Here is a 24,994-nt window from a genome sequence, read left to right as displayed (position 1 = left end):
CATGGCGTCTGCGACCGATCGATTGTCGGCTGTTTCCCCGGATGTGGCTCAGGAGATCGAGGAACTCACTCTCCGGCTCGCCAAAAGATACGACGGCCCGGAGGACGAGGAACTGCTCCGTGAATTGCCCGTCGTCGCCTCCGAGCTGCCGGCGGCGCAGCGCAGGTTCCTGCGCGGTTTCGCGCTCGACGACGCCCTCGGCTACTGCGTCGTCGGCGGCCACACCGTCGACCAGACCAGGATCGGGCCCACGCCACGCCACTGGCGCGGCCGGCCGCGGCCCGGCCCGGAGCTCGCCGAGGAGATCCTGCTCCTGCTGTACGCGTCCCTGCTGGGCGAGCCGTTCGCGTGGAAGACCCAGCAGGACGGCCGGCTGGTCCACGACGTCTTCCCGATCAAGGGGTACGAGACCGAGCAGCTCGGCGTCGGCAGCACCGACCTGCTCACCCTGCACACCGAGGACGCCTTCCACCCGTGGCGGGCCGACTTCCTGCTGCTGGGCTGCCTGCGCAACCCGCGCAGGGTGGCCACCACCGTCGCCGAGCTCGACGCCCGCCTGCTGGACCCGGCGCACGTGCGCACGCTGTTCCAGCCGCGCTTCCTGATCAGGCCGGACGACTCCCATCTCGCCGAGCACAACGCGCCGTCGGACGCCTACCGTGAGCAGTTCGCGGAGATCGCGGAGATGAAGCGGGACGACAACAGGGTGGCGGTCCTGTGGGGCGACCCGGCCGCCCCCTACCTGCGCATCGACCCGTACTTCATGGAGGTCCCGGACGGCGACGACGAGGCCGCCGCCGCGCTCGCCGCCGTCGGCGGCCTGCTGGAGCGCAGGACCGAGGACGTCGTGCTGCGCCCCGGCGACGTCCTGTTCATCAACAACCACCGGCTCGCGCACGGCAGGCGGCCGTTCACCGCCTCCTACGACGGCACGGACCGCTGGCTCAAGCGCGTGAGCGTGACGACCGACTTCCGCAAGTCACGCGAACGGCGTGGCACCGCGACGGCCCGATTCATCTAGTCGTGAGGAGAGGCGCCCGATGAGATACGAGTCCGCTGCGCTGGAAGAGTGGATGCGGCTCTACTACTTCTCGGCCGAGATCGACATCGGCAGTAGCGGGGTCGAGGACTACTCGCTCGCCGACCTGCGCAGGCTGCTCGGCATCGAGCCAGAGGAGCTCGACGCGATCACGCTGCGTGACAGCACCTCGCTGGGCGGCGCGGAGGTGCGCGCCGCCGTCGCCGACCGCTGGGGCACCGGGGATCCGGAGCGCGTGATGGTCACCCACGGCGCCAGCGAGGCCATCTACCTCGTGCTGAGCACGCTGCTCGACCCCGGGGACGAGATCGTCGCGCTGGAGCCGTCCTACCACTCGCTCACCTCCGTGGCGCAGACCCTGGGCTGCGCGGTGCGCGGCTGGCCGCTGCGCGCGGAGGACGGGTACGTGCCGGACATGGGGCTGCTCAGGCAGCTGATCAACGACCGCACCAAGGCCGTCGTCGTGAACTTCCCGCACAACCCGACCGGCGCCACGCTGGCCCCTGCGCAGCGCGACGAGCTGGTCGCCGTCACCGCGGACGCGGGCGTGCACCTGGTGTGGGATCAGGCGTTCCGCGAGCTGACCCACGACGGCGAGCCGCTGCGCGACCCCGGGCACGACCATCCGCGGGCGATCTCGATCGGCACCCTGTCCAAGGGGTACGGGCTGCCCGGCCTGCGGGTGGGCTGGTGCCTCGCCGACCCTGACCTGCTGGGCCGCACGCTGCACCTGCGGGACCGGATGACGCTGCACCTGTCGCCGCTGGTGGAGTTCCTGGCCACCAGGGTGGCGCGGGGCGCGGACCTGCTGCTGGCCGGCCGGCTGGCGCAGGCGCGGCGCAACCTGGAGGTGCTGCGGCAGTGGATGCGCGACAACGCCGACGTGGCCGACATGGTCGAGCCGCGCGGCGGCGTGTGCGCCTTTCCCCGGCTGCGCGGCCACGAGGACACCACCGAGCTGTGCCACCGCCTGGCGCGCGAGCACCAGGTGCTGCTGGTGCCGGGGGCCTGCTTCGGCGATCCGGCCAGGGTCAGGCTCGGCTTCGGCGGTCCGGCCGAGCCGTTCGCACGCGGGCTCGACCTGCTGGGCAAGGTGCTGCATGTTTAGGATCCGGCTGAGCGCCGCCGACCTGGAGGCGATCGGCGGGCTCGTCGGCGAGCTGCGCCGCTCGTACGCCTCGGTCGAGGACCCGCGCTTCCTCGCCACCGCCACGACCCACGCCCAGGAGCTGCCGCGCGGCCTGCGGCACGGGCTGAACGAGTTCCGGCTGCGCGAACCGGACGCGGTGTGCGTGATCGGCGGCTATCCGATCGACGACGAGCGCATCGGCCCGACCCCGGCCCACTGGAAGGACTGCGTCGGCCGCACCACCACCCCGGAGGAGGACTTCTACTTCTTCCTGTGCGCGTCCCTGCTCGGCGACCCGATCGGCTGGGCCACCCAGCAGGAGGGCCGGCTGATGCACGACGTGTTCCCGATCAAGGAGCACGTGCGCGAGCAGCTGGGCTCGGGCAGCGAAGAGCTGCTCACGTGGCACACCGAGGACGCCTTCCATCCGCTGCGGACGGACTACGTGGGCCTGATGTGCCTGCGCAACCCGGACGGGGTCGAGACGACGTACGCGTCGGTGGACGACGTCGAGCTGCCCCCTGAGGTGGCCGAGGTCATGCGGCGGGAGCGCTTCCCCATCAGGCCCGACCTCTCGCACCGCCCCGGCGTGAGCGGGCGGCCGGACGCGGACGACGAGGAGACGCGGCGGCTGCTGGAGCGCAGCTACGACTGGATCGCCGGCCTGGAGGCGGATCCGGCGCCCATCGCCGTGCTGTTCGGGCATCCGGACCAGCCGTACCTGCGGCTCGACCCGTACTTCATGGACCCGCCCGGCGACGCGGAGGAGGCGGCGGCGCTGGAGGCGACGGTCGCCGCGATCGACGCGGCCATCGGCGGGTACGCGCTGCGGCCCGGCGAGATCATCTTCCTGGACAACTACCGCGCCGTGCACGGCCGCAAGCCGTTCACCGCCAGGTTCGACGGCACCGACCGCTGGCTCAGGCGGCTGAACATCTCCCGCGACCTGCGCAAGTCCAGGGGCAGCAGACTCAGCGCCGACTCACGCGTCATCTACTGACCGATCTCTCCCAAGGAGCCGGCCGGGGCACACCGCCCCGGCCGGCTCCTTTTCACCGCGTGCCGTCCAGCCCCAGCCAGGCGGACGCGGCGTCCCACACCTGGGCCAGCACCTCGGGCTGGTTCATGTCGTTGTGCTCGCACGGCAGCCTGACCTCCGTGATCTTCCCGGAGACGTGGGGCCGCCAGCGCTCGGCGGTGGGCTCGTCCTGCGGGCGGCCGTGCTCGGCGACGACCAGCAGCAGGTCGCCGTCGAAGGTGCCGTAGTCGTGGGTCCTGCCGATGGTCAGGTTGTTGTGGAAGACGCGGGCGAAGCGCACCAGCTCCTCCTCGGTGACCGCGCCCAGGACGTCGCCGGCGTGGCGGCGTACGACCTCGGTGAGCCGCTCCAGCTCGGCGTCCGCGTCCTCCAGGCCGGCGTCCGGGTCGTGGCCCGCGGGGAACTGGTCCAGGACGATCAGCGCCGCGATCTCCTCCCCTTCCGCGCGCAGCTGGACGGCCATCTCGTGCGCCACGATCGCGCCGTACGACCAGCCCAGCAGGTGGTACGGGCCGCTCGGCTGGGCGGCGCGCAGGCGCTCGATCGACGTCCGCGCGGCCTCGCGGACCGAGCGCGACAGCTCGCTCTGCCCGTCCAGGCCGCGCGACTGCAGGCCGTAGAGCGGCATGTCGGCCGGCAGGACGCGGCCCAGCGGGCCGTATCCCCAGCACAGCCCGGCGGCGGGCGGCAGGCAGAACAGCGGCGGGCCGTCGCCCTTGACCCGCAGCGGCAGCAGGACGTCGAAGGAGTCGCTCACCGCTGACATGCTCAGCCGTTTCATCAGGTCGGCGGCGCTCGGGGCGGCGAACAGGTCGCGCACCTCGACCTGCACCCCGCGCTCGCGCAGCCGCTCGACCCACGCCACCGCGAGCAGCGAGTGGCCGCCGAGGGCGAAGAAGTCGTCGTGCACGCCCACCTCGGGCACGCCCAGCACCTCGGCGAAGGCGTCGCACAGGATCTCCTCCAGCATGAGCCCGGCCGAGCTGCGCTCCCCCGCCGTGTACTCGGGGGCGGGCAGCGCCTTGCGGTCGAGCTTGCCGTTGGGCATCAGCGGCATCCGGTCGAGCGGCACGACCGCGGCCGGCACCATGTAACCGGGCAGCCGGTCCCTCGCGAGCCCGCGCAACGTCTCGCGCAGCTCATTCCCCGGGCGCTCATCAGCGCTTCCGGAGGGGACCACGTAGGCGATCAGGCGGCGGTCTCCCGGGGTGTCCTCTCTGACGACCACCACGGCCTGGGCGACCGAGGGGTGCGCGGCCAGGAGGGCCTCGATCTCGCCGAGCTCGACGCGAAAGCCGCGGATCTTGACCTGGTCGTCGGTGCGGCCGAGGAAGCGCAGGTCGCCGTCCCTGCTCCACCGCACCAGGTCGCCCGTGCGGTACATGCGCGCGCCGGGCCCGCCGTACGGGCAGGACACGAAGCGCTCGGCGGTCAGGCCGGGCCGCCCGAGGTAGCCGCGGGCGAGACCGGCACCGGCGATGTACAGCTCGCCGGCCACGCCGGGCGCCACCGGCGCGAGCCTGTCGTCCAGGACGTACACCTGGGTGTTGCCGACGGGGACGCCGATCGATGTGGCGTCCGGCCGGTCCTGGGTGAGCGCTCCGGCGGTCGACCAGACCGTGGTCTCGGTGGGGCCGTACAGGTTGGTGAGGGCGCCGGCCCGGTCCAGGAGGGCGCGGGCGAGGTCGTCGGGCAGCGCCTCGGCGCCGACGAGGACGCGGACGCGCGTCCAGTCCACCGGGTCGCCGTCGTCGGCCAGCAGCCCGCGCCACAGGCTGGGCGTGGCGTGCACGGTCACGCCGCCGCCCGCGTCGACGGACTCGTCAAGGGACTCACGGACGAGCGCGCGCAGCTTCCAGGGGTCGAGCACCTGCTCCTGCGCCGCCATGACCAGCCGCGCGCCGGTGAGCAGCGGCAGGTAGAGCTCCAGCCCGCCCATGTCGCAGCCCACGGTGCTGACCGCCGCCAGGTGGTCGCCGGGGCCGAGCGGCACCAGGTCACGCATGGAGGTCAGGAAGTTCACCACGGCCCGGTGCTCGACGAGCACGCCCTTCGGCCGGCCCGTCGAGCCGGAGGTGTAGATGACCCACAGGGGATGCTCGGGCAGCAGCGGCGCGGTGCGCTCGCGCTGGGCCAGGGGCGCGCCGTCCAGCGCGGCCACCTCCGCGACCAGCGCGGGATCGTCGAGGACGAGCACGGGCACGCCGTCCTCGCCGTCCGGTGAGATGCCGAACTCGGGCAGCCGCTCGCGCAGGTCGTCGCTGGTCAGCAGGCACACCACGCCCGCGTCGGCGATCACGTACGCGGTCCGCTCCGACGGATAGGCCGGGTCGATCGGCAGGTACGCGCCGCCGGCCTTGATCACGGCCAGGAGCGCCACGAGCAGGTCCACGCCGCGCTCCAGCACGACGGCGACGACCGTCTCGGGGCCCACTCCCCTGCCGGCGAGGTGGCGGGCCAGCCGGTTCGCCCGCTCGTGCAGCTCGGCGTAGGTCAGCCGGTCCGCGCCGAAGGTCAGGGCGACGGCGTCCGGGGCCTGGCGGGCCTGCTCCTCCAGCAGGCCGGCGACGGTCGCGCGGGGCACGTCGAGCGCCGTGTCGTTCCACTCCCGCAGCACGCGGTGGCGTTCGCCGCCGTCCAGGACGTCCACCTGGCTCAGCCGCAGGCCGGGGTCGGCGGCGAGCGTGTCCAGCACGCGGGCCAGCCGCTCGGCGATCATCTCGGCCGTCTCCGCGTCGAACAGGTCGGCCGCCGCCGTCACCGAGCCACGCAGCCCGGCCGGGGCGCCGCTCGCGTCGAGCACCTCGACCACGCTGACGTCGAGGTCGAACTTGACGACCGCGGCGCCGGTGCCCAGGCCGCCGCCGTCCTGGCGCACGCCGGGCAGGTCGAGGACCGGCGCGGCGGTGTTCTCCAGCAGCAGCACCACCTGGAACAGCGGGTGGCGGGCCAGGGACCGGGCCGGTGACAGCTCCTCCACGAGCCGTTCGAAGGGCACGTCCTGGTGGGCGAACGCCTCGAGACCTGTCTCCCGCACCCGGCTGAGCACCTCGCGGAAGGCCGGGTCGCCGGACAGGTCGGTGCGCAGCACGAACGTGTTGACGAAGTAGCCGACCAGGTCGTCGAGCGCCTCGTCGCCGCGTCCCGCCGCCGCCGACCCGACGGGGATGTCGGTGCCGGCGCCCAGCCGCGACAACAGGACCGCGAGCGCGCCGTGCAGCACCATGAACATCGTCACGCCCTCGGCGCGGGCCAGCTCCAGGAGCCGCGCGTGGGTGGCGGCCGGGATGTCCAGGGGGACGCGGACGCCGCGGTGACCGGCGACGGCGGGGCGCGTCCTGTCCGCGGGCAGCGGCAGCTCCTCGGGCGCGCCGGCCAGCGCGCCGCGCCAGTAGGCGATCTGGCGGGCGATGACGCTGTCCGGGTCGCCGGCGTCGCCGAGCAGGTCGCGCTGCCAGAGCGTGTAGTCGGCGTACTGGACGGGCAGCGGGGTCCAGGCGGGCGGCCTGCCCTCGCGCCTGGCCGCGTACGCGGTGGAGAAGTCCCTGGCCAGCGCCGACCACGACCAGCCGTCGCCGGCGATGTGGTGCATGACCACGACCAGCACGTGCTCGGCCGGCCCTGTGCTGAGCAGCGACATGCGGATCGGCGCCTCGCGCGCCAGGTCGAAGGCGTGGCGCTCGGCCTGGGCGGTGGCCGCCGCGAGGTCCTCGGGCGCGACGGCGCGGAACTCCGGCTCCCAGTCGAGGTCGTCGAGGTCGAGGACCACCTGGTACGGCTCGCCGCCCACCACGTGGAAGACCGTGCGCAGGGTCTCGTGGCGTTGGAGCACGTCGCCCAGGGCGGCGCGGAGCGCGTCGCGGTCCACCTCGCCGTCCATGCGCACGGCGGCCGGGATGTTGTAGGCGTCGCCGGGGCCTTCGAGCTGGGCGATGAACCACAACCTGCGCTGCCCGTACGACAGCGGCACCAGCTCGGGGCGTTCCCTGGCGGCGAGCGGCGGCCGGCTCCTGCCCGCGCTCGCCAGCCGGACCGCGAGCCCGGCCACCGTCGGCGCCTCGAACAGCTCGCGGATCTCGATGTCCACGCCGAGCACGGCGCGGATGCGGCTGACGAGCCGGACGGCCAGCAGCGAGTGGCCGCCGAGTTGGAAGAAGTCGTCGTCCACGCCGACCCGCTCCAGGCCGAGCACGTCGGCGAAGGCGGCGCACAGCAGCTCCTCGCGCAGGTCGGCGGGGCCGCGGCCGTCGCCCGCCGCCGTGGCGCGGCCGGGGGCGGGCAGGGCCTTGCGGTCGAGCTTGCCGTTGGACATGAGCGGCAACTCGTCGAGCACGACCACCGCCGCGGGGATCATGTGGCCGGGCAGCCGGGCGGCTGTGAACGTGCGCACGTCCTCGGGCTCGACGCCGTCGCCGGTCACGTACGCGACCAGGCGCCGGTCGCCGGGGACGTCCTCGCGCGCCACGACGGCGGCGCCGGTGACGCGCGGGTGCGCGGCCACGACCGCCTGGACCTCGCTGGGCTCGACCCGGAAGCCGCGGATCTTGACCTGGTCGTCGGCGCGGCCGGCGAAGAGCAGCTGCCCGTCGGGGGTCCAGCCGGCCAGGTCGCCGGTACGGTACATGCGCCCGCCGTACGGGCAGGCCACGAACCGCTCCGCGGTCAGCCCCGGCCGGCCGACGTAGCCACGGGCCAGCCCCTCGCCGGCGGCGTACACCTCGCCGAGCGAGCCGGCGGGGACCGGTCGCAGCCAGCGGTCGAGCACGTACAGGCGGGTGTTGGCGACGGGCCGGCCGATGGGCACCGGGCCGCCCGGCGCGAGCCGGGTGGTGGCCACGCCGATCGTGGTCTCGGTGGGGCCGTAGTGGTTGAACACCCGGCGCTCGCCGGCCGCCGCGAGCAGCTCGCCGACCCACGGCTCGGGGGCGGCCTCGCCGCCCAGCACCAGCGACCTGGCGGGCAGCACGTCGGCGAGACGGCCGTCGGCGCCGAGCGCGGCCAGGTGGGAGGGCACCGCCTTGAGGTAGTCGATGCGGTGCTCGCTCAGGTAGGGCGCCACGGGGGTGCCGGCGTCGAGGACGTGCAGCTGCCCGCCGTGGGCGAGGCTGGCGAACATGATCGTGTTGCCCAGGTCGGTGGCCTGGCCCTGGAGGACGGCGTAGCGGGCGCCTGGCTCGCCGAGGCCGACCGCGCCGGGCACGTGCGCCACGTAGTTGGCGAGCCCGCCGTGGGTGACGGCCACGCCCTTCGGCCGGCCGGTCGAGCCCGAGGTGTAGATCACGTACGCGACGGCCTGCGGGGGGACGGCGATCGCGGTCGAGCCGCGCGTGGCCGCGGCGATCTGGGCCGCGACCAGCGGATCGTCGAGCGCGAGCGTGCGGATCCTGGCGACCGGCAGCTCGTCGAGTATGTCCCCGGTGCCGAGCAGCAGCGCGGCGCGGCTGTCGGACAGCATGTACACGATCCGGTCGGCGGGCTGCTCGGGGTCGATCGGCAGGTACGCGGCGCCCGCCTTCCACACCGCGAGGATCGCCGTCACCACCTCCACGCCCCGGGGCAGGCACAGGCCCACGACCGACTCGGCGCCGACGCCCTGGGCGGTCAGGTAGGCGGCCAGCCGGGCGGCCCGCTCGTCCAGTTCGGCGTACGTGAGCCGGGTCGCGCCGCCCACGACCGCCACCTCGTCCGGGGTGCGGGCGGCCTGCTCCTCGAACATGCGGACGACCGTGCGGTCCGGGACGTCCGCCGCGGTGTCGTTCCACTCCTCCAGCAGGCGGCGCAGCTCGTCCTCGCCGAGCACCTCGACGGCGCGCAGCGGCACGTCCCGCTCGGTCTCCAGCGCCGCCACCAGGTTCTTCAGCGCGGTCATGACGAGCCCGCCGACGGCGTGGGGGTCGATGGGCGCCACGGCGTCCACGGCCAGGCCCATGCCGTCGCCGTCGTCGTCCACGGCGACGGTGAGGGGATAGTTGTTGACCGGCCTGGTGTAGGCGACGCGGACGCCGCCGGCGTCCGCGTCCGGCTGACGGTCGGGGGCGGCGGTGTTGTGGCGGTAGTTCAGCAGCGAGGTGAACAGCGGGGCGTCGGCGGGCACGCCGCTCGCGCGCTGCGCCACGGCCAGGGGGGCGTGCTCGTGCTCCAGCAGCGCGGCGAGCTGGTCCCGCATGGCGGTGACGGCGCCGGTCACGCTCGTCCCGCCGTCGCCGAGGCGGACCCGTACCGGCAGGGTGTTCATGAACAGGCCGAGCGCGCGGTCGGCGCCGGTGCCGGCGTTCATGCGGCCGAACAGCACGGTGCCGAAGACGACGTCGTCGCGGCCCGACACGGCGGCCAGCACGCGGGCCCAGGCGACGTGCGCGATCGTGGCGGGGCTGGCGCCGAGGCGGCGCGCCACCGCGCGCAGGCTCGCCTCCAGCCCGGGATCGACGCGCAGCAGCGCCTGCTCGGTCGCGGTGCCGTCGGCGTGCACGTCCACCAGGCCGAACGGGGCGGTCGGCTCGGTCACGTCGCCGAGCAGCCCGGTGAAGTAGCGCTCGTGCTCCTCCCGGGTGACGCCGCCGCGCGCCTGGGCCACGAAGTCGCGGAACGGCACCGGCTCGGGCAGCTCGCCGCCGCGGCCCGCGAGGATGGCCGAGACCTCCTCGTACACGGCTTCGAGCGCCATGTGGTCGCGGACGATGTGGTGCATGCGGACCATCGCCAGCCACCTTCCCGTGGCCGGGTCCTGGGCCGCCGTCACGTCCATCAGCGGGGCGCGGGCGAGGTCCATCGGCTCGGCGGCGAGGGCGAGCAGGCCGTCGAGCGCGTCGCCGTCGCCCAGGCTCGCCTCGCGTACGGGGAGTTCCGCGTGCCGCCACACGACCTGCACCGGCTCGCGCAGGCCCTCCCACACGACCGCCGTCCGGTGGATGTCGTGGCGGTCCACCACCTGCCTCAGCGCCTCGACGAAGGCGTCGAAGCCCTGCCTGGAGTCGCACTCCACGACCGTGGGCGCGGCGTAGGTGTCGCGGCCGCCGCCCGCCATGAGGTGGTGGAAGAGCAGGCCCTCCTGGAGCGGCGCCAGCGGGTACACGTCGGCGACGTTGGCGGCGCCGCCCGTCACGCTCGCCACGATCCGCTCGATCTCCTGGGGGGTCAGGTCCACCAGCGGGAGCATGTCGGGGGTGATCTCCCGCGCGTTCTCGGGGATGCGGCCGGGCGGCACCTCCACCCAGGGCACCGCCGCCGCGGCGGCCAGGCCGGCCACCGTGGGCCGGTCGAACAGGGCGCGCACCGACACCGCGACGCCGCGTGCCCGCAGGCGTTCGACCAGCGAGACGGCCAGGAGCGAGTGGCCGCCGAGGCGGAAGAAGTTGTCGTGCACGCCGACCCGGTCCAGGCCGAGCACGCGGGCGAACTCCTCGCAGAGGATCTCCTCCCGTACGGTGGCGGGGCCGCGGCCCTCGGTCACCGCGTACTCCGGGGCGGGCAGCGCGTCCCGCCTGAGCTTGCCGTTGACCGTGAGCGGCAGCGCGTCCAGCACCACGACGGCGGCGGGCACCATGTGCTCGGGCAGCCGCCCGGCCGCGAAGGCGAGCACCTCGTCCGGCGCGACACCGGCCGCGACACCGGCCGCGACACCGGCTCCCGCGTCTGCCGGGACCACGTAGGCGACCAGGCGAAGATCGCCTGGTCTGTCCTCGCGGGCGATCACCGCCGCCTGGGAGACCAGGGGGTGGGCGGCGACGGCGGCCTGGACCTCGCCCGGCTCGATGCGGTAGCCGCGGATCTTGACCTGGTCGTCCGTGCGGCCGAGGAACTCCAGCTGCCCGCCGGCGTTCCAGCGCACGAGGTCGCCGGTACGGTACATGCGCCCGCCGTACGGGCAGGCCACGAAACGCTCGGCGGTCAGCCCGGGGCGTCCCGCGTAGCCGCGGGCGACCTGCGCGCCGGCGATGTAGAGCTCGCCCGGCACCCCCACGGGGACCGGCTCCAGGCCGCCGTCCAGCACGTACAGGCGGGTGCCCGGCGCGGGCCGGCCGATCGGCGCCCACGTGCCCACCTCCTGCCCGGCCCGCACCTCGAAGGTGCAGCACCCGACCACCGCCTCGGTGGGCCCGTACTCGTTGACCACCACCGACTCGGGCGCCCGCGCGAGCCAGGCGCGCACCTCGGCCCCGGCGAGCGGTTCCCCGCCGACGACCCAGTGGCGCGCGCCCGCCGCGACGTTCCCCGGCTCCTGGCGCAGCAGCGGCAGGTGTCCCGGCACGACCTTGGCGAGCCCGAACCCGCCGCCCTGCTCGCGCACGAGCGCGGCCAGCCCCTCGGCCCCGCCCGCCACGCTGAGGCGCACGCCGGCGCCGGCCGCGAGCGGCACCCACACGCTGGTCACCGTCAGGTCGAACGCCAGCGACGAGTGCACGGGCGCGCCGCCCGCCACCTCGTACGTTTCGGCCGACCAGGCCACGTAAGAGGCCAGGCCGCCGTGGGTGACCGCCACCCCCTTGGGCAGCCCGGACGAGCCGGAGGTGTACATCACGTACGCCAGCCCGCCCGGCTCGGCCCGGGTGCGCACCGGCGCGGGCACGCCGTCCACCGGCCGATCGCCGAGGACCATCACCCCCGGCACACCGGACAGGGCGTCGGCGGTGGCGGCGTCGGCGAGCACGGCCACGGCCCGCGCGTCGGCGAGGACGAACCGGATGCGCTCGGCGGGATGCGCCGGGTCGATCGGCAGGTAGGCGCCGCCCGCCTTCCAGGTCGCGAGCATGGCGGTCAGCGCCCCGATGCCGCGCGGCAGGCAGAGCCCCACGACCGACTCGCGGCCGACGCCCAGGTCGGCCAGCCGGGCGGCCAGCAGGTTCGCCCGCGCGTCCAGCTCCCCGTACGTCACCTCCACGCCGTCGCAGGTCACCGCGACCGCGTCCGGCGTGGCCGCGGCCCACCGCTCGAACCGCTCCACGACCGGCACGGCCCGCGCGGGGGCGGGCGTCCCGTTCCACTCCTCCAGCACCTGCCGCCTGGCGGCCTGGTCCAGCACCGGCACGCCGGACAGCGCCGCCTCCCGGTCGTCGCGCAGGGCGGTGACGAGGCCGTCCAGCGCGGTGCTCAGCAGCCGGGCCACCAGGCCGGGGTCGATGGGCGCGACGGCGTCCACGGCCAGCGACAGGCCCTGCCCGTCGTCGTCCACGGAGACGGTGAGCGGGTAGTTGTTGCTCTCGCGCGAGTAGGCGACCTTGATGCCTTCGAAGGCGTCCGCTGCCTGATCGTCCTGTCCGGGGTTGTGCCGGTAGTTGAGTATCGAGGTGAACAGCGGCGTCCCGGCGGGCACCCCACCGGCTCGCTGCGCCACCGCCAGCGGCGCGTGCTCGTGCGCGAGCAGCTCGGCCAGCTGCCCGCGCATCGCGGCGACGGCGTCCGCGATCGTGGCGCCGCCGATCCGCGTCCTGACCGGGAGCGTGTTGATGAACGGCCCAGGCACGCGGTCGGCGCCCGCGCCGGCGTTCATGCGGCCGAACAGCACCGTGCCGAACACGACGTCGTCGCGGCCGGACACGGCGGCCACCACGCGGGCGAACGCCACGTGCAGGAGCGTCGCCGGGCTGACGCTCAGCCGGCGCGCGGTCTCCCGGACCCGGTCCGGCAGGCCCTGCGGCAGGTCCAGCTCGGCGCGGACCACGTCCTTGCCGTCGCCGTGCACGTCCAGGACGCCGAACGGCGCGGTCGGGCCGTCCACGTCGCCGAGCAGGCCGGCGAAGAACCGCTCGTGCTCCTCCTCGGTGAGCCCGCCCCTGGCCTGGGCGACGAAGTTGCGGAACGGCAGCGGCTCCGGCGGCTCCTCGCCCTTCATGAACGCCGCGACCTCGTTCATCAGGATCTCCAGGCCGAGGTGGTCCTGGACGAGGTGGTGCACCCGCACCAGGGCCAGCAGGCGGTCGCCGTGCCGGGCGGTGTGCACGTCGAGCAGCGGCGCCCGCCTGAGGTCCATGGCCAGGCCGACGGCGGACACCAGCTCCTCGGGTGCCGCCGGGGCGACCTCCGTGACCGGCAGCGTCGCCGTCCGCCACACCACCTGGACGGGCTCGGCGAGCCCCTCCCACAGCACCGCGGTGCGGAAGATGTCATGCCGGGCGATCACCCGCCGCAGGGCCGCCAGGAACGCCTCCAGCCGGGCCTGGGAGTCGAACTCCACGACGGTCGGCGTCACGTAGGCGTCCTCGCCGCCGTCGGCGAGCAGGTGGTGGAAGAGGATGCCGCTCTGCAACGGGGCCAGCGGGTAGACGTCGGCGACGTTGGCCGCGCCGCCGTCCACGGCGGCGACGACCCGGTCCACCTCGTCCTGGGTCAGCGTCACCATGGGGAGCATGGCGGGGGTGATGTGCCGGGCGTCGCCGGGGATGCCGTTGGGGGGTGCGGTGACCTGCTCGTCCTCGGCCGCCGCGGCGAGCCCCGCGACGGTCGGCGTCCGGAAGAGCGCGCGTACGGAGATCGTGACGCCGCGCGCCCGCAGCCACTCGACGAGCGACACCACCAGCAGCGAGTGGCCGCCGAGCGCGAAGAAGTCGTCGTCCACGCCGACGCCGTCGAGCCCGAGTGTCGCGGCGAACCCGGCGCACAGCAGCTCCTCGCGCGCGTTCGCCGGGCCCCTGCCGGCGCCGGTGGCGAACGCGGGCGCGGGCAGCGCCTTGCGGTCCAGCTTGCCGTGCGCGTTGAGCGGCAGCGCGTCGAGGACGACGACGGCCGACGGGACCATGTAGCCGGGCAGGCTGCGGGCCGCGTGCTCGCGCACCTCCTCGGGGGCGACGCCGGTGCCCGTCACGTAGGCCACCAGGCGCTTGTCCCCGGGCAGGTCCTGCCGGGCGATCACCGCCGCGTGGCGCACGGCGGGGTGGCCGGTGAGCACGCTCTCGATCTCGCCCGGCTCGACGCGGAAGCCGCGCACCTTCACCTGGTCGTCGGCGCGGCCCAGGTAGTCGAGGTCGCCTTCGGCGTTCCAGCGCACCAGGTCGCCCGTACGGTAGAGCCGCGCGCCAGGGCCGCCGAACGGGTCGGCCACGAACCGTTCCGCGGTCAGCCCAGGCTGGCCGAGGTAGCCCCTGGCCAGGCCGGCGCCGCCCACGTACAGCTCGCCTGGGACGCCGGGCGGCACCGGGCGCAGGGCGGCGTCCAGCACGTGGGCGCGGACGTTGGTGATGGGCCGCCCGATGGGCGGGGCGCCGGTGGAGGTCTCGCCGTACCAGGCGGTGGCGTAGACGGTGGCCTCGGTGGGGCCGTAGATGTTGGCCAGCCGCACGTCCGGCAGCGCCTCCCGGACGGCGGCGACGGCGTTCGGGGTGAGCGCCTCGCCGGCCATGACGACCGTACGCGCCCGCACGTCGAGGCCGTCGACGTCGAGCAGCCGCGAGAACGCCGACGGCACCGCGCTGATCAGGCTCAGGTCCCAGCGGTCACGGTCGGCGAGGGACAGCAGGTCGTCCACGATCTCGATGGAGCCGCCCGACACCAGCGGGCCGAAGATCTCGAAGACGGACACGTCGAAGTTGAGCGAGGTCGAGGCCAGCACCCGGGAGAACTGCTCGCCCCCGAACTCGGCGGCCGCCCACGACAGCAGGTTGCCGACCGACCGGTGCTCGACCACCACGCCCTTCGGCCGCCCGGTGGAGCCCGAGGTGTAGATCACGTAGGCGGGGTGCGCGGGGGTCGGCGCGCCGGCGGGTGGCTGCGCCGGCATGGCCGCGACGGCGGCGGCGGTGGCGGGGTCGTCGAGCAGCACGCGCGGGGTGGCGCCGGTCCGCTCCTCCTTCGCCGTGGTCAGCACCAGCACCGGCGCGGCGTCCTGGAGCATGAACGCGACGCGCTCGGCCGGGTAGGAGGCGTCGATCGGCAGGTAGGCGCCGCCCGCCTTGGACACCGCGAGCAGCGCCACGATCAGGTCGATCCCGCGTTCCAGGGCGACCGCGACCAGCGTCTCGGGGCCCACGCCGCGCTCGGCGAGGAAGTGCGCCAGCCGGTTGGCCCTGGCGTCGAGTTCGGCGTACGACACCTGCGCGCCGCCGCACACCACGGCCACGGCGTCGGGGGTGCGGGCCGCCTGCGCCGCGAACAGCTCGGGCACCGTCGTCCGCGGCACGGGCAGCGAGGTGTCGTTCCAGGTGGCGAGCAGCCGGCGCTCGTCGTCGTCCAGCAGGTCCACCGCGCCGGTGCGGGTCCGCGGGTCGGCGGCCACCTGCCGCAGCACCCGCGTCCAGCGGGCGGCCAGGGCGGCGGCGGTGGGCGCGTCGAACAGGTCCGCCGAGGCCAGCAGGGAGCCGCGGATGCCCGCGGGGCGTCCTGCGGCGTCCACGGTCTCGGTGACGCTGATCTCGAGGTCGAACTTCGCCGCCGGGGCGGCCGTCGGCACGCCGTCGCCGTCGTCCGGGCCCTCCGTGGCGGTGTCGAGGGTGAGCATGACCTGGAACAGGGGGTGGCGGGAGAGCGACCTGTTCGGGGCCAGTTCCTCCACCAGGCGCTCGAACGGCACGTCCTGGTGGGAGAGCGCCTCCCATCCTGCCTTGCTGACGCGGCCGAGCAGCTCGCCGAAGCTCGGGTCGCCGGACAGGTCGGTGCGCAGCACGAGCGTGTTGACGAAGAAGCCGACGAGGTTCTCCAGGGCCGCGTCCAGCCGGCCCGCTACGGGCGTGCCGATCGGGACGTCGGTGCCCGCGCCGAGCCTGGACAGCAGCACCGCGAGCCCGGCCTGCAGGACCATGAACGTGGTGGCGCCCTCGGCCCTGGCGATCTCCACCAGCCGCGCGTGCAGGCCGGCCGGGATGTCCACGGTCGCCACGTGGCCGCGGTACCCGGGCACGTCGGGGCGCGGGTGGTCGTACGGCAGCGGCAGCTCCTCCGGCAGCCCGTCGAGCACGCCCCGCCAGTAGCCGATCTGGCGGGAGATCAGGCTGTCCGGGTCCTGGTCGTCGCCGAGCAGCCGGCGCTGCCACAGCGTGTAGTCGGCGTACTGGACCGGCAGCGGCTCCCAGTCCGGGGCCCTGCCGGAGGAGCGGGCCTCGTACGCGGCCGACACGTCACGGGTGAGCGGCTTCAGCGACCAGCCGTCGCCGGCGATGTGGTGGATCACCACGACGAGCGTGTTCTCGCCGGTGTCCGTCACGAACAGCCACGCCCTGATCGGCGGCTCCCCCGCCAGATCGAACGCGTGCCGGCACGCCTCGTCCACGGCGCCGCCGAGCGCGCCGTGCGCCACCTCACGGACGGTCAGCTCCCACTCCAGCTCGTCCACGGGCAGGACGTGCTGGTACGGCTCGCCGCCCGCCACGGGGAACACCGTGCGCAGCGCCTCGTGCCTGGCCATGACGTCCAGGAAGGCGGCTTGGAGTGCTCCCGGGTCCACATCGTCGGCCAGGCGGAGGGCGATCGGGATGTTGTAGGTCGCGCTCGGCCCTTCGAGCTGCTGGATGAACCACAGCCGACGCTGCGCGTACGACAACGGGATCATGAACGTTCCTCCTGGTCACGCATCGGCTGCAAAGGGGGTCTCACAGTGGGCCGCTGTTCGCCCAGCCGCTGCGCGACGCCCGCCACGGTCGGCGACTCCAGCAGCACGGGCAGCGGCAGTTCGATGCCGAGGTCGGCACGGATCCGGCTGATCAGCCGTACGGCCAGCAGCGAGTGGCCGCCCAGGTCGAAGAAGTCGTCGTCCACGCCCACCCGGTCCAGGCCGAGGACGTCGGCGAACAGGCCGCACAGGGTTTCCTCGCGCGCGTCGGCGGGCTCCCGACCGGCCGCCGACACCGAGATCTCGGGCGCCGGCAGGGCGCGGCGGTCCAGCTTGCCGTTGGCGTTGAGCGGCAGGGCCTCCAGCTCCACCACCGCCGCCGGCACCATGTGGCCGGGCAGGCGGTCGGCGGTGAAGCGCCGCACCTCCTCCGCCACGCCGGGCTCGTCGGGGACGATGTAGGCGACCAGCGTGTCCTCGCGGGCCACCACCACGGCGTGAGTCACCGAAGGGTGCGCTGCCAGCACGGTTTCGATCTCGCCGGGCTCCACCCGGAAGCCGCGCACCTTGACCTGCTCATCCACGCGGCCGAGGTACTCCACTTGGCCGTCGGCGTTCCACCGGGCCAGGTCACCGGTGCGATACATGCGACCGCCGTAGGGGCAGGCCACGAACCGCTCAGCGGTCAGGCCCGGCCGGCCCACATAGCCCCGCGCGAGCCCGGCACCGGCGACGTAAAGCTCGCCGGCCGCGCCGACCGGGACCGGCCGCAACCCGCGGTCGAGGACGTACAGGCGGGTGTTGGTGAGCGGCCGGCCGATCGGCGGAGCACCCTCGGTGTCCCCGTGCCAGGCCGCCGCGTACACCGTCGCCTCTGCGAGGCCATAGATGTTGTCCACTTGTGCGCCCGGCAGCGCTTCCCTCACCGCGCGCATGACAGGAGCGTTCAGCCTCTCACCGGCCAGGACCACCCGGCTCGGTCGCGCCGTCGTCTCCGTCAGGACCTGCGACAGCGCCGAGGGCACCGCGCTGACCAGCGACACTGCTGGGCGATCGGCGAGGGCTGGCAGGTCGTCGACGAGCTCGATGGAGCCGCCCGACACCAGCGGCGCGAAGATCTCGAAGACCGACGCGTCGAAACTCAGCGACGTGGCCGCCAGCACCCGGGACAGCTCGGTGAACGTGCCCGTGGCCCAGTGCAGCAGATTGGCCAGCGACCGGTGCTCGACCAGCACCCCCTTCGGGCGGCCGGTGGAGCCCGACGTGTAGATCACGTAGGCCGGATGCTCCGGCCGCAGCCCCGCCCCGCGGACCGGCCCCTCGGCACCGAGCAGATCGTTCAGGGTCAGCGCCGGGACAGGCAGCAAGGCCGCCGTCCTCGCCGACGCGAGCACCGTCACAGGGCGGGCATCCTCGATGCGTTCGGCGGGGTGACTGACGTCGATCGGCAGGTAGGCGCCGCCGGCCTTGAGCACGCCGAGCACGGCCACGATCAGGTCGATGCCGCGTTCGAGCGCCACCCCCACGATCGACTCCGGCCCCACCCCACGCTCGACGAGCGCGTTCGCGAGCCGATCCGCCCGGCCGTTCAGGTCGGCGTAGCTCACCTCGACGCCCTCACGCACCACGGCCACCGCGTCCGGTGTCCGCGCGGCCTGCGCCTCGAACAGATCGACCACGGTCGCGTCCGGAACCGTGGCGGCGGTGTCGTTCCACTCCTCCAGCACGCGCCGATCGTCCTCGTCCAGCACTCCCACCGCCGACAACGGCGTTCCCGCGTCGGTCTCCAGGACGTGCACCAGGTTGCCGACCGTCGTGATGAGCAGCTCGGCGACGAGCGCGGGGTCGATGGGCGCCACCGCGCCGATCACCAGGCCGAGGGTGCGGCCGTCGTCGTCCACGGCCACGGAGAGGGGGAAGTTGTCGCGTTGCTGGGAGAAGGTGATGGTGATGCCGTCGAAGGTGTCGGTGGCCTGGTCGTCGGCGCTGTTGTGGCGGTAGTTGAACAGCGAGGTGAACAGGGGTGCGTCTCCTGGGACTCCGCTGGCTCGCTGCGCCACCGCGAGCGAGGCGTGCTCGTGGGCCAGGAGTTCGGCCAGTTGTCCGCGCATCGCGGTGATCGCCTGTGCGACGCCGGTCTCACCGACCTTGACCCGGACCGGGAGTGTGTTGATGTAGGGGCCGGGCACGCGGTCGGCGCCGGCGCCCGCGTTCATGCGGCCGAACAGCACCGTGCCGAAGACCACGTCGTCGCGTCCGGCCACGGCCGCCAGCACCCGGGCCCACGCCACGTGCAGGACCGTCGCCGGGCTCACGCCGAGCTCGCGCGCCATCCGCCGCACGCCTGCCGCCACCTCATCGGGGATCGCGGCCTGAACCTCCCTGGCGTCGGCCCCGCTCCCGCGTACGTCCACCACGCCGAACGGCGCGGTGGTCTCCTCGACGTCACCGAGCAGGCCGGCGAAGAAGCGCTCATGCTCTTCGGCGCGCACGGCTCCCTTGGCCTGGGCGACGAAGTCGCGGAACGGCAGCGGCTCGGGCAGCTCGTCGCCCCGCCCGGCCAGGAACGCCTGGACCTCGCCGAGCAGCAGGTCGAGGCCGAGGTGGTCCTGCACCAGGTGGTGCACCCGCACCAGAGCGAGCCAGCGGTCATCGTCCTGCGTGACGTGCACGTCGAGCAGCGGCGCGCGGCCCACGTCCATCGACAGGCCGACCGTGGACACCAGATCGCCGGTGACCTCGGATACCGGCAGCTCCGCTGTTCGCCACACCACCTGGACCGGCTCCGGGAGCCCTTCCCACCTCACCGCCGTGCGGAAGATGTCGTGCCGATCGATCACGCGCTGCAACGCCTCCGTGAAGGCGTCCAGCCTCGCCCGCGACTCGAAGGCCAGCACCGTCGGCGTCACGTAGGCGTCGTCGCCGCCCTCGGCGAGCAGGTGGTGGAAGAGCAGACCTTCCTGGAGCGGGGCCAACGGGTAGACGTCGGCCACGTTCGCCGCGCCGCCCGGTACTCCCGCCGTGATCCGGTCGATGTCCGCCTGGGACAGCTCCACCAGCGGGAGCATCTCGGGCGTGATCTCCGTGGCGTCGTCGGGGATCGCGTTGGGTGGGACGGTCACCTGCTCGGGTCCGGACGCGACAGCCAGGCCGGCGACGGTCGGCGTCTGGAACAGGGCCCGTACGGACACGCTGACGCCGCGCTCGCGCAGCCACTCCACCAGGGTGACCACCATCAGCGAGTGGCCGCCCAGCGCGAAGAAGTCGTCGTCCACGCCGACCCGCTCCAGCCCGAGCACGTGCGCGAACCCCTCGCACAGCAGCTCCTCACGGGCGTCGGCGGGGCCACGGCCCTTGCCGGCGGCGTACTGCGGGGCGGGCAGCGCCCTGCGATCCAGCTTGCCGTTGACCGTGACGGGCAGCGCGTCCAGGACGACCACCGCCGACGGCACCATGTGGTCGGGCAGCCACTGCCGGGCGTGCCGCCGCACGTGGCCCGGCAGGTCCGTGACCTCGCCGGCCGGGACGACGTAGGCGACCAGCCGCGGGTCGCCCGGAATGTCCTCGCGGATCACCACCGCCGCCTGCGCGACCCGGTCGTGCCGCTGGAGCACCGCCTGGATCTCACCGGGCTCGACCCGCATGCCGCGGATCTTCACCTGGTCGTCGGCCCGGCCCCCGAACAGCAGCTCGCCGTCGGCGTTCCACTTGACCAGGTCCCCGGTACGGTACATGCGCCCGCCGTAGGGGCAGGCCACGAACCGCTCGGCGGTCAGGGCGGGACGCCCGGCGTAGCCGCGGGCGAGCTGTACCCCGGCGAGGTAGAGCTCGCCCGGCACGCCCACGGGGACCGGCCGCAGGCTCTCGTCCAGCACGTACGCCCGCGTGGCCGCCACCGGGGCGCCGATCGTCACCGGGTGCCCCGGCAGGCAGCGCGACGCGGTCACGTCGACGGACGCCTCGGTGGGGCCGTACATGTTGTGCAGCTCGGTGTCCGCGAGCCGGGCGAAGAACCGTTCCTGCAGATCCTGCGGGAGCGCCTCGCCCGAGCAGACGACCTGCCGCAGCGGGACGCCGGCGCTGCCCGGCTCGTGCAGGAACACCTCCAGCATCGACGGCACGAAGTGGGCCACGCTCACCTCGGCCCGCCGCATGAGCTCGGCGAGGTAGGCGGGGTCGCGGTGCCCGCCGGGGCGGGCCACCACCAGGGCGGCTCCGACGGTCAGCGGCCAGAAGAACTCCCACACCGACACGTCGAACCCGAACGGCGTCTTCTGCAGCACGCGGTCGTCGCCGGTCAGCGGGAGCCGCCGCTGCATCCAGGCCAGCCGGTTCACGATGCCCGAGTGCGGGACGACCACGCCCTTGGGGCGGCCGGTCGAGCCGGAGGTGTAGATGACGTACGCGGGCAGGTCGGGGCTGAGCCGTCCCCGTTCCGCCTCGGTCAGCGGCTGGCCCGACACGTCCGCCGCCTCGTCCACCCGCAGGCAGGCGGCGTCGTCCGGCACGAGGTGCGCGGTGCTCGCGGCGGCCACGACGATCCCGGCGTGCGCGTCCGCCGCCATGAGGGCGATGCGCGACGCCGGGTGCTCGGGCTCCAGCGGCAGGTACGCGGCCCCGGCCTTGAGCACGCCGAGCAGCGCGATGACCAGGTCGGGGCCGCGTTCGAGCGCGACGCCGACGACCGACTCGGGGCCCGCCCCGCCCTCGATGAGGCGGCGGGCGAGCCGGTTGGCGCGGGTGTCGAGCTCGCTGTACGACAGCTCGGCCCCGTCGAAGACCACCGCCGTCGCGCCGGGCGTCCGGACCGCCTGAGCCTCGATCAGCTCGACCAGCGAGCCGCCGGGCTGCGGGGCTCCGGTGTCGTTCCAGCCGTGCAGCACCAGGTCACGCTCGTGCGTGTCCAGCACGTCCACCTGCGACAGGCGGGTGCCGGGTGCGGCCACCACCACGGCCAGCGCCCTGGCCCACCACTGCGCGAACCGCTCCGCCGTCCCCGCCTCAAACAGGTCGGCGGCCAGGATCGCCGCGCCGCGCAGCCCGTCCGCCGTCTCCCTGAGGTTCAGCTCCAGGTCGAACTTGGCGGACGGCTGGAGCCGGGCGTCCCCGCCCGGGGCAGCGCCGGTGACGGGGAGGTCGACGTCGGCGTCGGCGACGTTCTGCAGGGTCAGCATCACCTGGAACAGCGGGTGCCGCGCCAGCGACCGGGCCGGCGCCAGCTCTTCCACCAGGCGTTCGAAGGGCACGTCCTGGTGGGCCAGCGCTCCCAGGCTCGCCATACGGACCCGGCCGAGCACCTCGCGGAAGGTGGGGTCGCCGGACAGGTCCGTACGCAGGACCAGCGTGTTGACGAAGAAGCCGACGAGGTCGTCCAGCGCCTCGTCGGTGCGTCCCGCGTTGGCCGTGCCGATCGGGATGTCACGGCCCGCGCCCAGTCTGGACAGCAGGACGGCCAGCGCGGCCTGCAGCACCATGAACGGCGTCACGCCCTCGGCCCGCGCCACCTCCTGCAGCCGCGCGTGCACCTCGGCGGGGACGTGCAGCGGCACCACGTGACCCAGGTGACCGGCCACCGGCGGGCGCGGCCGGTCGCTGGGCAGCGTCAGCTCCTCCGGTGCCCCGGCGAGCGTCTCCCGCCAGTAGGCGACCTGGCGGGACAGCAGGCTGCCCGGGTCGTCCTCGTCGCCCAGCAGGTCACGCTGCCACAGGGCGTAGTCGGCGTACTGGACGGGCAGCGGCTCCCACCGCGGGTCCTGCCCGGCGCGGCGGGCGGCGTAGGCCAGAGAGAGGTCACGTCCGAGCGGGGTCATCGACCAGCCGTCGCCGGCGATGTGGTGCACGACGACCACCAGCACCTGCTCCTGCGGCCCGGCGTCGAACAGCCACGCCCTGATCGGCACCTCGGAGGCCAGGTCGAAGGCGTGCTGCTCGGCCCGCGTCACCGCTTCATGCAGCTCATCGGGAGCCACCCGGACCACCGGCAGCTCCCACTCCAGCTCGTCCATGCTGAGGATCCGCTGGTACGGCTCGCCGCCCTCGACCGGGAACACCGTCCGCAGCACCTCGTGCCGGGCGATGACGTCGCGCAGGGCCGCGTCGAGCGCCTCCCTGTCGATCTCGCCGGTGAGGCGCAGCGACGTGGGCAGGTTGTAGGTGGCGCTCGGGCCCTCCAGCCGGTGGATGAACCACAGGCGGCGCTGCGCGAACGACAACGGCACCCGCTCCGGGCGGTCGCGGAGGGTCAGCGGCGGCCTGGCCGCGCCGGCTTCGGCGATCCCGGCGGCCAGCCCCGCCACGGTCGGGTGCTCGAACAGCGTCCTGATCGGCACCTCGACGCCGAGGATGGCGCGGATCCTGCTCACCAGCCGCACCGCCAGCAGCGAGTGCCCGCCCAGCGCGAAGAAGTCGTCGTGGACGCCGACCCGCTGCTTGCCGAGCACGTCGGCGAAGGCGGCGCACAGCAACTCCTCGTGCAGCCCCACTGGGCCGGCGGCCGTGGTGGTCTCCTGTTGCGGCGCCGGGAGCGCGGTGCGGTCGAGCTTGCCGTTGACGGTCAGCGGCAGCTCGTCCAGCACGACCACCGCTGAGGGCACCAGGTGGGCGGGCAGCCGGTCGGCGGCGTAGCGCCTGACGTCCTCGGCCTCGCCGCCGACGACGTAGGCGACCAGGCGTTTCTCGCCCGCGTCGGCGCGCACGATCACCGCCGCCTGGGCCACGTCCGGGTGCGCGGCCAGGACCGCCCGCACCTCGCCCGGCTCCACGCGCATGCCGCGGATCTTCACCTGCTCATCGGCCCGGCCGACGAACACCAGCTCGCCGTCGGTGGTCCACTTCGCGACGTCGCCCGTCCGGTACATCCGGCCGCCCTCGAACGGGCACGCCACGAACCGCTCTCCGGTCAGGGAGGGCCGGCCGACGTAGCCGCGTGCCACCTGGACGCCCGCGATGTAGACCTCTCCGGCGACGCCCGGGGCCACTGGGGCCAGGTTGTCGTCCAGCACGTACAGCCGGGTGTTGGCGATCGGACGGCCGAAGGGGACGACGCCGTTGACGTGCTCCACCGGGCCGGCGGTCACCATCACCGTCGCCTCCGTGGGCCCGTAGGTGTTGACGAGCTTCCGGTCCTGGGCCCAGGCCCGTGCCGTCGTGCTCGCGATCGGCTCGGCACCGACCAGAACCGTTTCCACCCCGGTCCAATCGGCCGGGTCCACGACCTCCAGCAGCGACGGCACCACACTGGCCGCACGGACGTCGGCGGAGGTCAGCAGGTCCTTGAGGAGTGCCGTGTCCATGCGCTCGCTCCTGCCGGCGATCGCCAGCCGGCCGCCCCGGCTCAGGGTCACGGCGACATCCAGGACCGAGGCGTCGAAGCCGAACGAGGCGAACTGCAGCACCCCCACGCCCGGCTCGACCCCCATCACGGGGCCGAACACCTCGATCAGGTTCACCAGCCCGGCGTGCGCGACGCCCACGCCCTTCGGGACGCCGGTCGAACCCGAGGTGTAGATCACATACGCCAGGCTCGAACCGTCGATCGCGACGCCCGGCCGCTCGTCCGGCAGCGTCGCCGAGTCGTCCAGCGTCACCCGCTCGACCTCCGGCGGCGTCTCCAGCCTTCCCTCGGTGAGCACCACGACCGGTGCGGCGTCGGCCAGCATCCAGGCCCTGCGGTCGGCCGGGTATTCGACGTCGATCGGCACGTACACGCCGCCCGCCTTCCAGACGGCCAGCATCGCCACCACCACGCCGATCCCGCGCTCCAGCACGACCCCCACCGGAGACTCAGGGCCCACGCCCTTCGCGATCAGATGCCGGGCCAGCCGGTTCGCCCGCGCCTCCAGCTCCGCGTACGTCACCTCGCCCCCGCCGCACACCACCGCGACCGCATCGGGGATTGCCTCCGCCCGCGCCTCGAACAGCTCCACCACCGACGTGGGCGTGCGCGGGGTGAGCTCGCCCTGCCAGTCCCGTACGACCTGCCGGCGCTCGGTCGCGTCGAGCACGTCGAGGTCGGACAGCCGGACGGAGGCGTCCTGCACGAACCGTTCGAGCAGCCGCACCCACCGCCGCACCAACCCGTGGGCGGTGCCCTCGTCGAACAGGTCGGTCGCCGCGATCAGCGACCCCCTGAGCCCGGCCGGGGCTCCTTGCTCGTCGAAGACCTCGCCGACGTTGAAGTCGAGGTCGAAGCGGGCGGACACCTCTCCGGCGACCATGCCGGACGCCGCCACATCGGGCAGGTCCAGCGTCGCCTCGGTGTTGTTCTGGACGGTGAGCATCACCTGGAACAGCGGATGCCGGGCCAGCGACCGG

At 74.2% G+C, this 24,994-nt stretch carries 5 protein-coding genes; 3 read left to right on the top strand and 2 right to left on the bottom strand.

Annotated features, from left to right (window positions below; translation table 11 throughout):
- Nucleotide 1 precedes the first annotated feature (1 nt).
- From vioC to gntD, 3 genes are read left to right on the top strand one after another with little or no spacing between them, the layout of a single operon-like run.
- Nucleotides 2-1,021, top strand: coding sequence for an arginine beta-hydroxylase, Fe(II)/alpha-ketoglutarate-dependent (vioC, locus tag ACFFR3_RS43245; protein WP_345409183.1), 1,020 nt, complete (start codon nucleotides 2-4; stop codon nucleotides 1,019-1,021).
- Nucleotides 1,022-1,040: 19 nt separating this feature from the next.
- Nucleotides 1,041-2,147: a capreomycidine synthase gene (vioD, locus tag ACFFR3_RS43240; protein ID WP_345409184.1), complete on the top strand. Its 1,107-nt coding sequence runs from the start codon at nucleotides 1,041-1,043 to the stop codon at nucleotides 2,145-2,147.
- Nucleotides 2,140-3,168 (top strand): guanitoxin biosynthesis L-enduracididine beta-hydroxylase GntD, encoded by a 1,029-nt coding sequence (gene gntD, locus ACFFR3_RS43235; RefSeq protein WP_345409185.1) that lies wholly within the window; start codon nucleotides 2,140-2,142, stop codon nucleotides 3,166-3,168. Before vioD ends, gntD begins: the two co-directional genes overlap by 8 nt.
- A gap of 52 nt (nucleotides 3,169-3,220) precedes the next feature.
- Here the strand turns inward: gntD and ACFFR3_RS43230 are convergent, their stop codons facing one another.
- Together ACFFR3_RS43230 and ACFFR3_RS43225 are read right to left on the bottom strand one after the other, a co-directional pair.
- Nucleotides 3,221-16,681 (bottom strand): non-ribosomal peptide synthetase, encoded by a 13,461-nt coding sequence (locus tag ACFFR3_RS43230; RefSeq protein WP_379485027.1) that lies wholly within the window; start codon nucleotides 16,679-16,681, stop codon nucleotides 3,221-3,223.
- Complete coding sequence (locus ACFFR3_RS43225) at nucleotides 16,678-24,960, bottom strand: non-ribosomal peptide synthetase (protein WP_379485044.1); 8,283 nt, start codon at nucleotides 24,958-24,960, stop codon at nucleotides 16,678-16,680. The genes ACFFR3_RS43230 and ACFFR3_RS43225 overlap by 4 nt, the downstream gene beginning before the upstream one ends.
- Nucleotides 24,961-24,994: the final 34 nt, after the last annotated feature.

Origin of the sequence: Nonomuraea salmonea, from assembly GCF_042428605.1 — a bacterium.
GTDB lineage: Bacteria > Actinomycetota > Actinomycetes > Streptosporangiales > Streptosporangiaceae > Nonomuraea > Nonomuraea salmonea.
The sequence above is the reverse complement of the archived record's forward strand: the minus strand, read 5'-3'. Positions and strand labels throughout refer to the sequence as shown.

Excerpts from the sequence above, each read along its gene's own strand:
- vioC (WP_345409183.1), top strand. The coding sequence starts at position 2 with ATGGCGTCTGCGACCGATCGATTGTCGGCTGTTTCCCCGGATGTGGCT.
- vioD (WP_345409184.1), top strand. The coding sequence starts at position 1,041 with ATGAGATACGAGTCCGCTGCGCTGGAAGAGTGGATGCGGCTCTACTAC.
- gntD (WP_345409185.1), top strand. The coding sequence starts at position 2,140 with ATGTTTAGGATCCGGCTGAGCGCCGCCGACCTGGAGGCGATCGGCGGG.
- ACFFR3_RS43230 (WP_379485027.1), bottom strand. The coding sequence starts at position 16,681 with ATGATCCCGTTGTCGTACGCGCAGCGTCGGCTGTGGTTCATCCAGCAG.
- ACFFR3_RS43225 (WP_379485044.1), bottom strand. The coding sequence starts at position 24,960 with ATGCTCACCGTCCAGAACAACACCGAGGCGACGCTGGACCTGCCCGAT.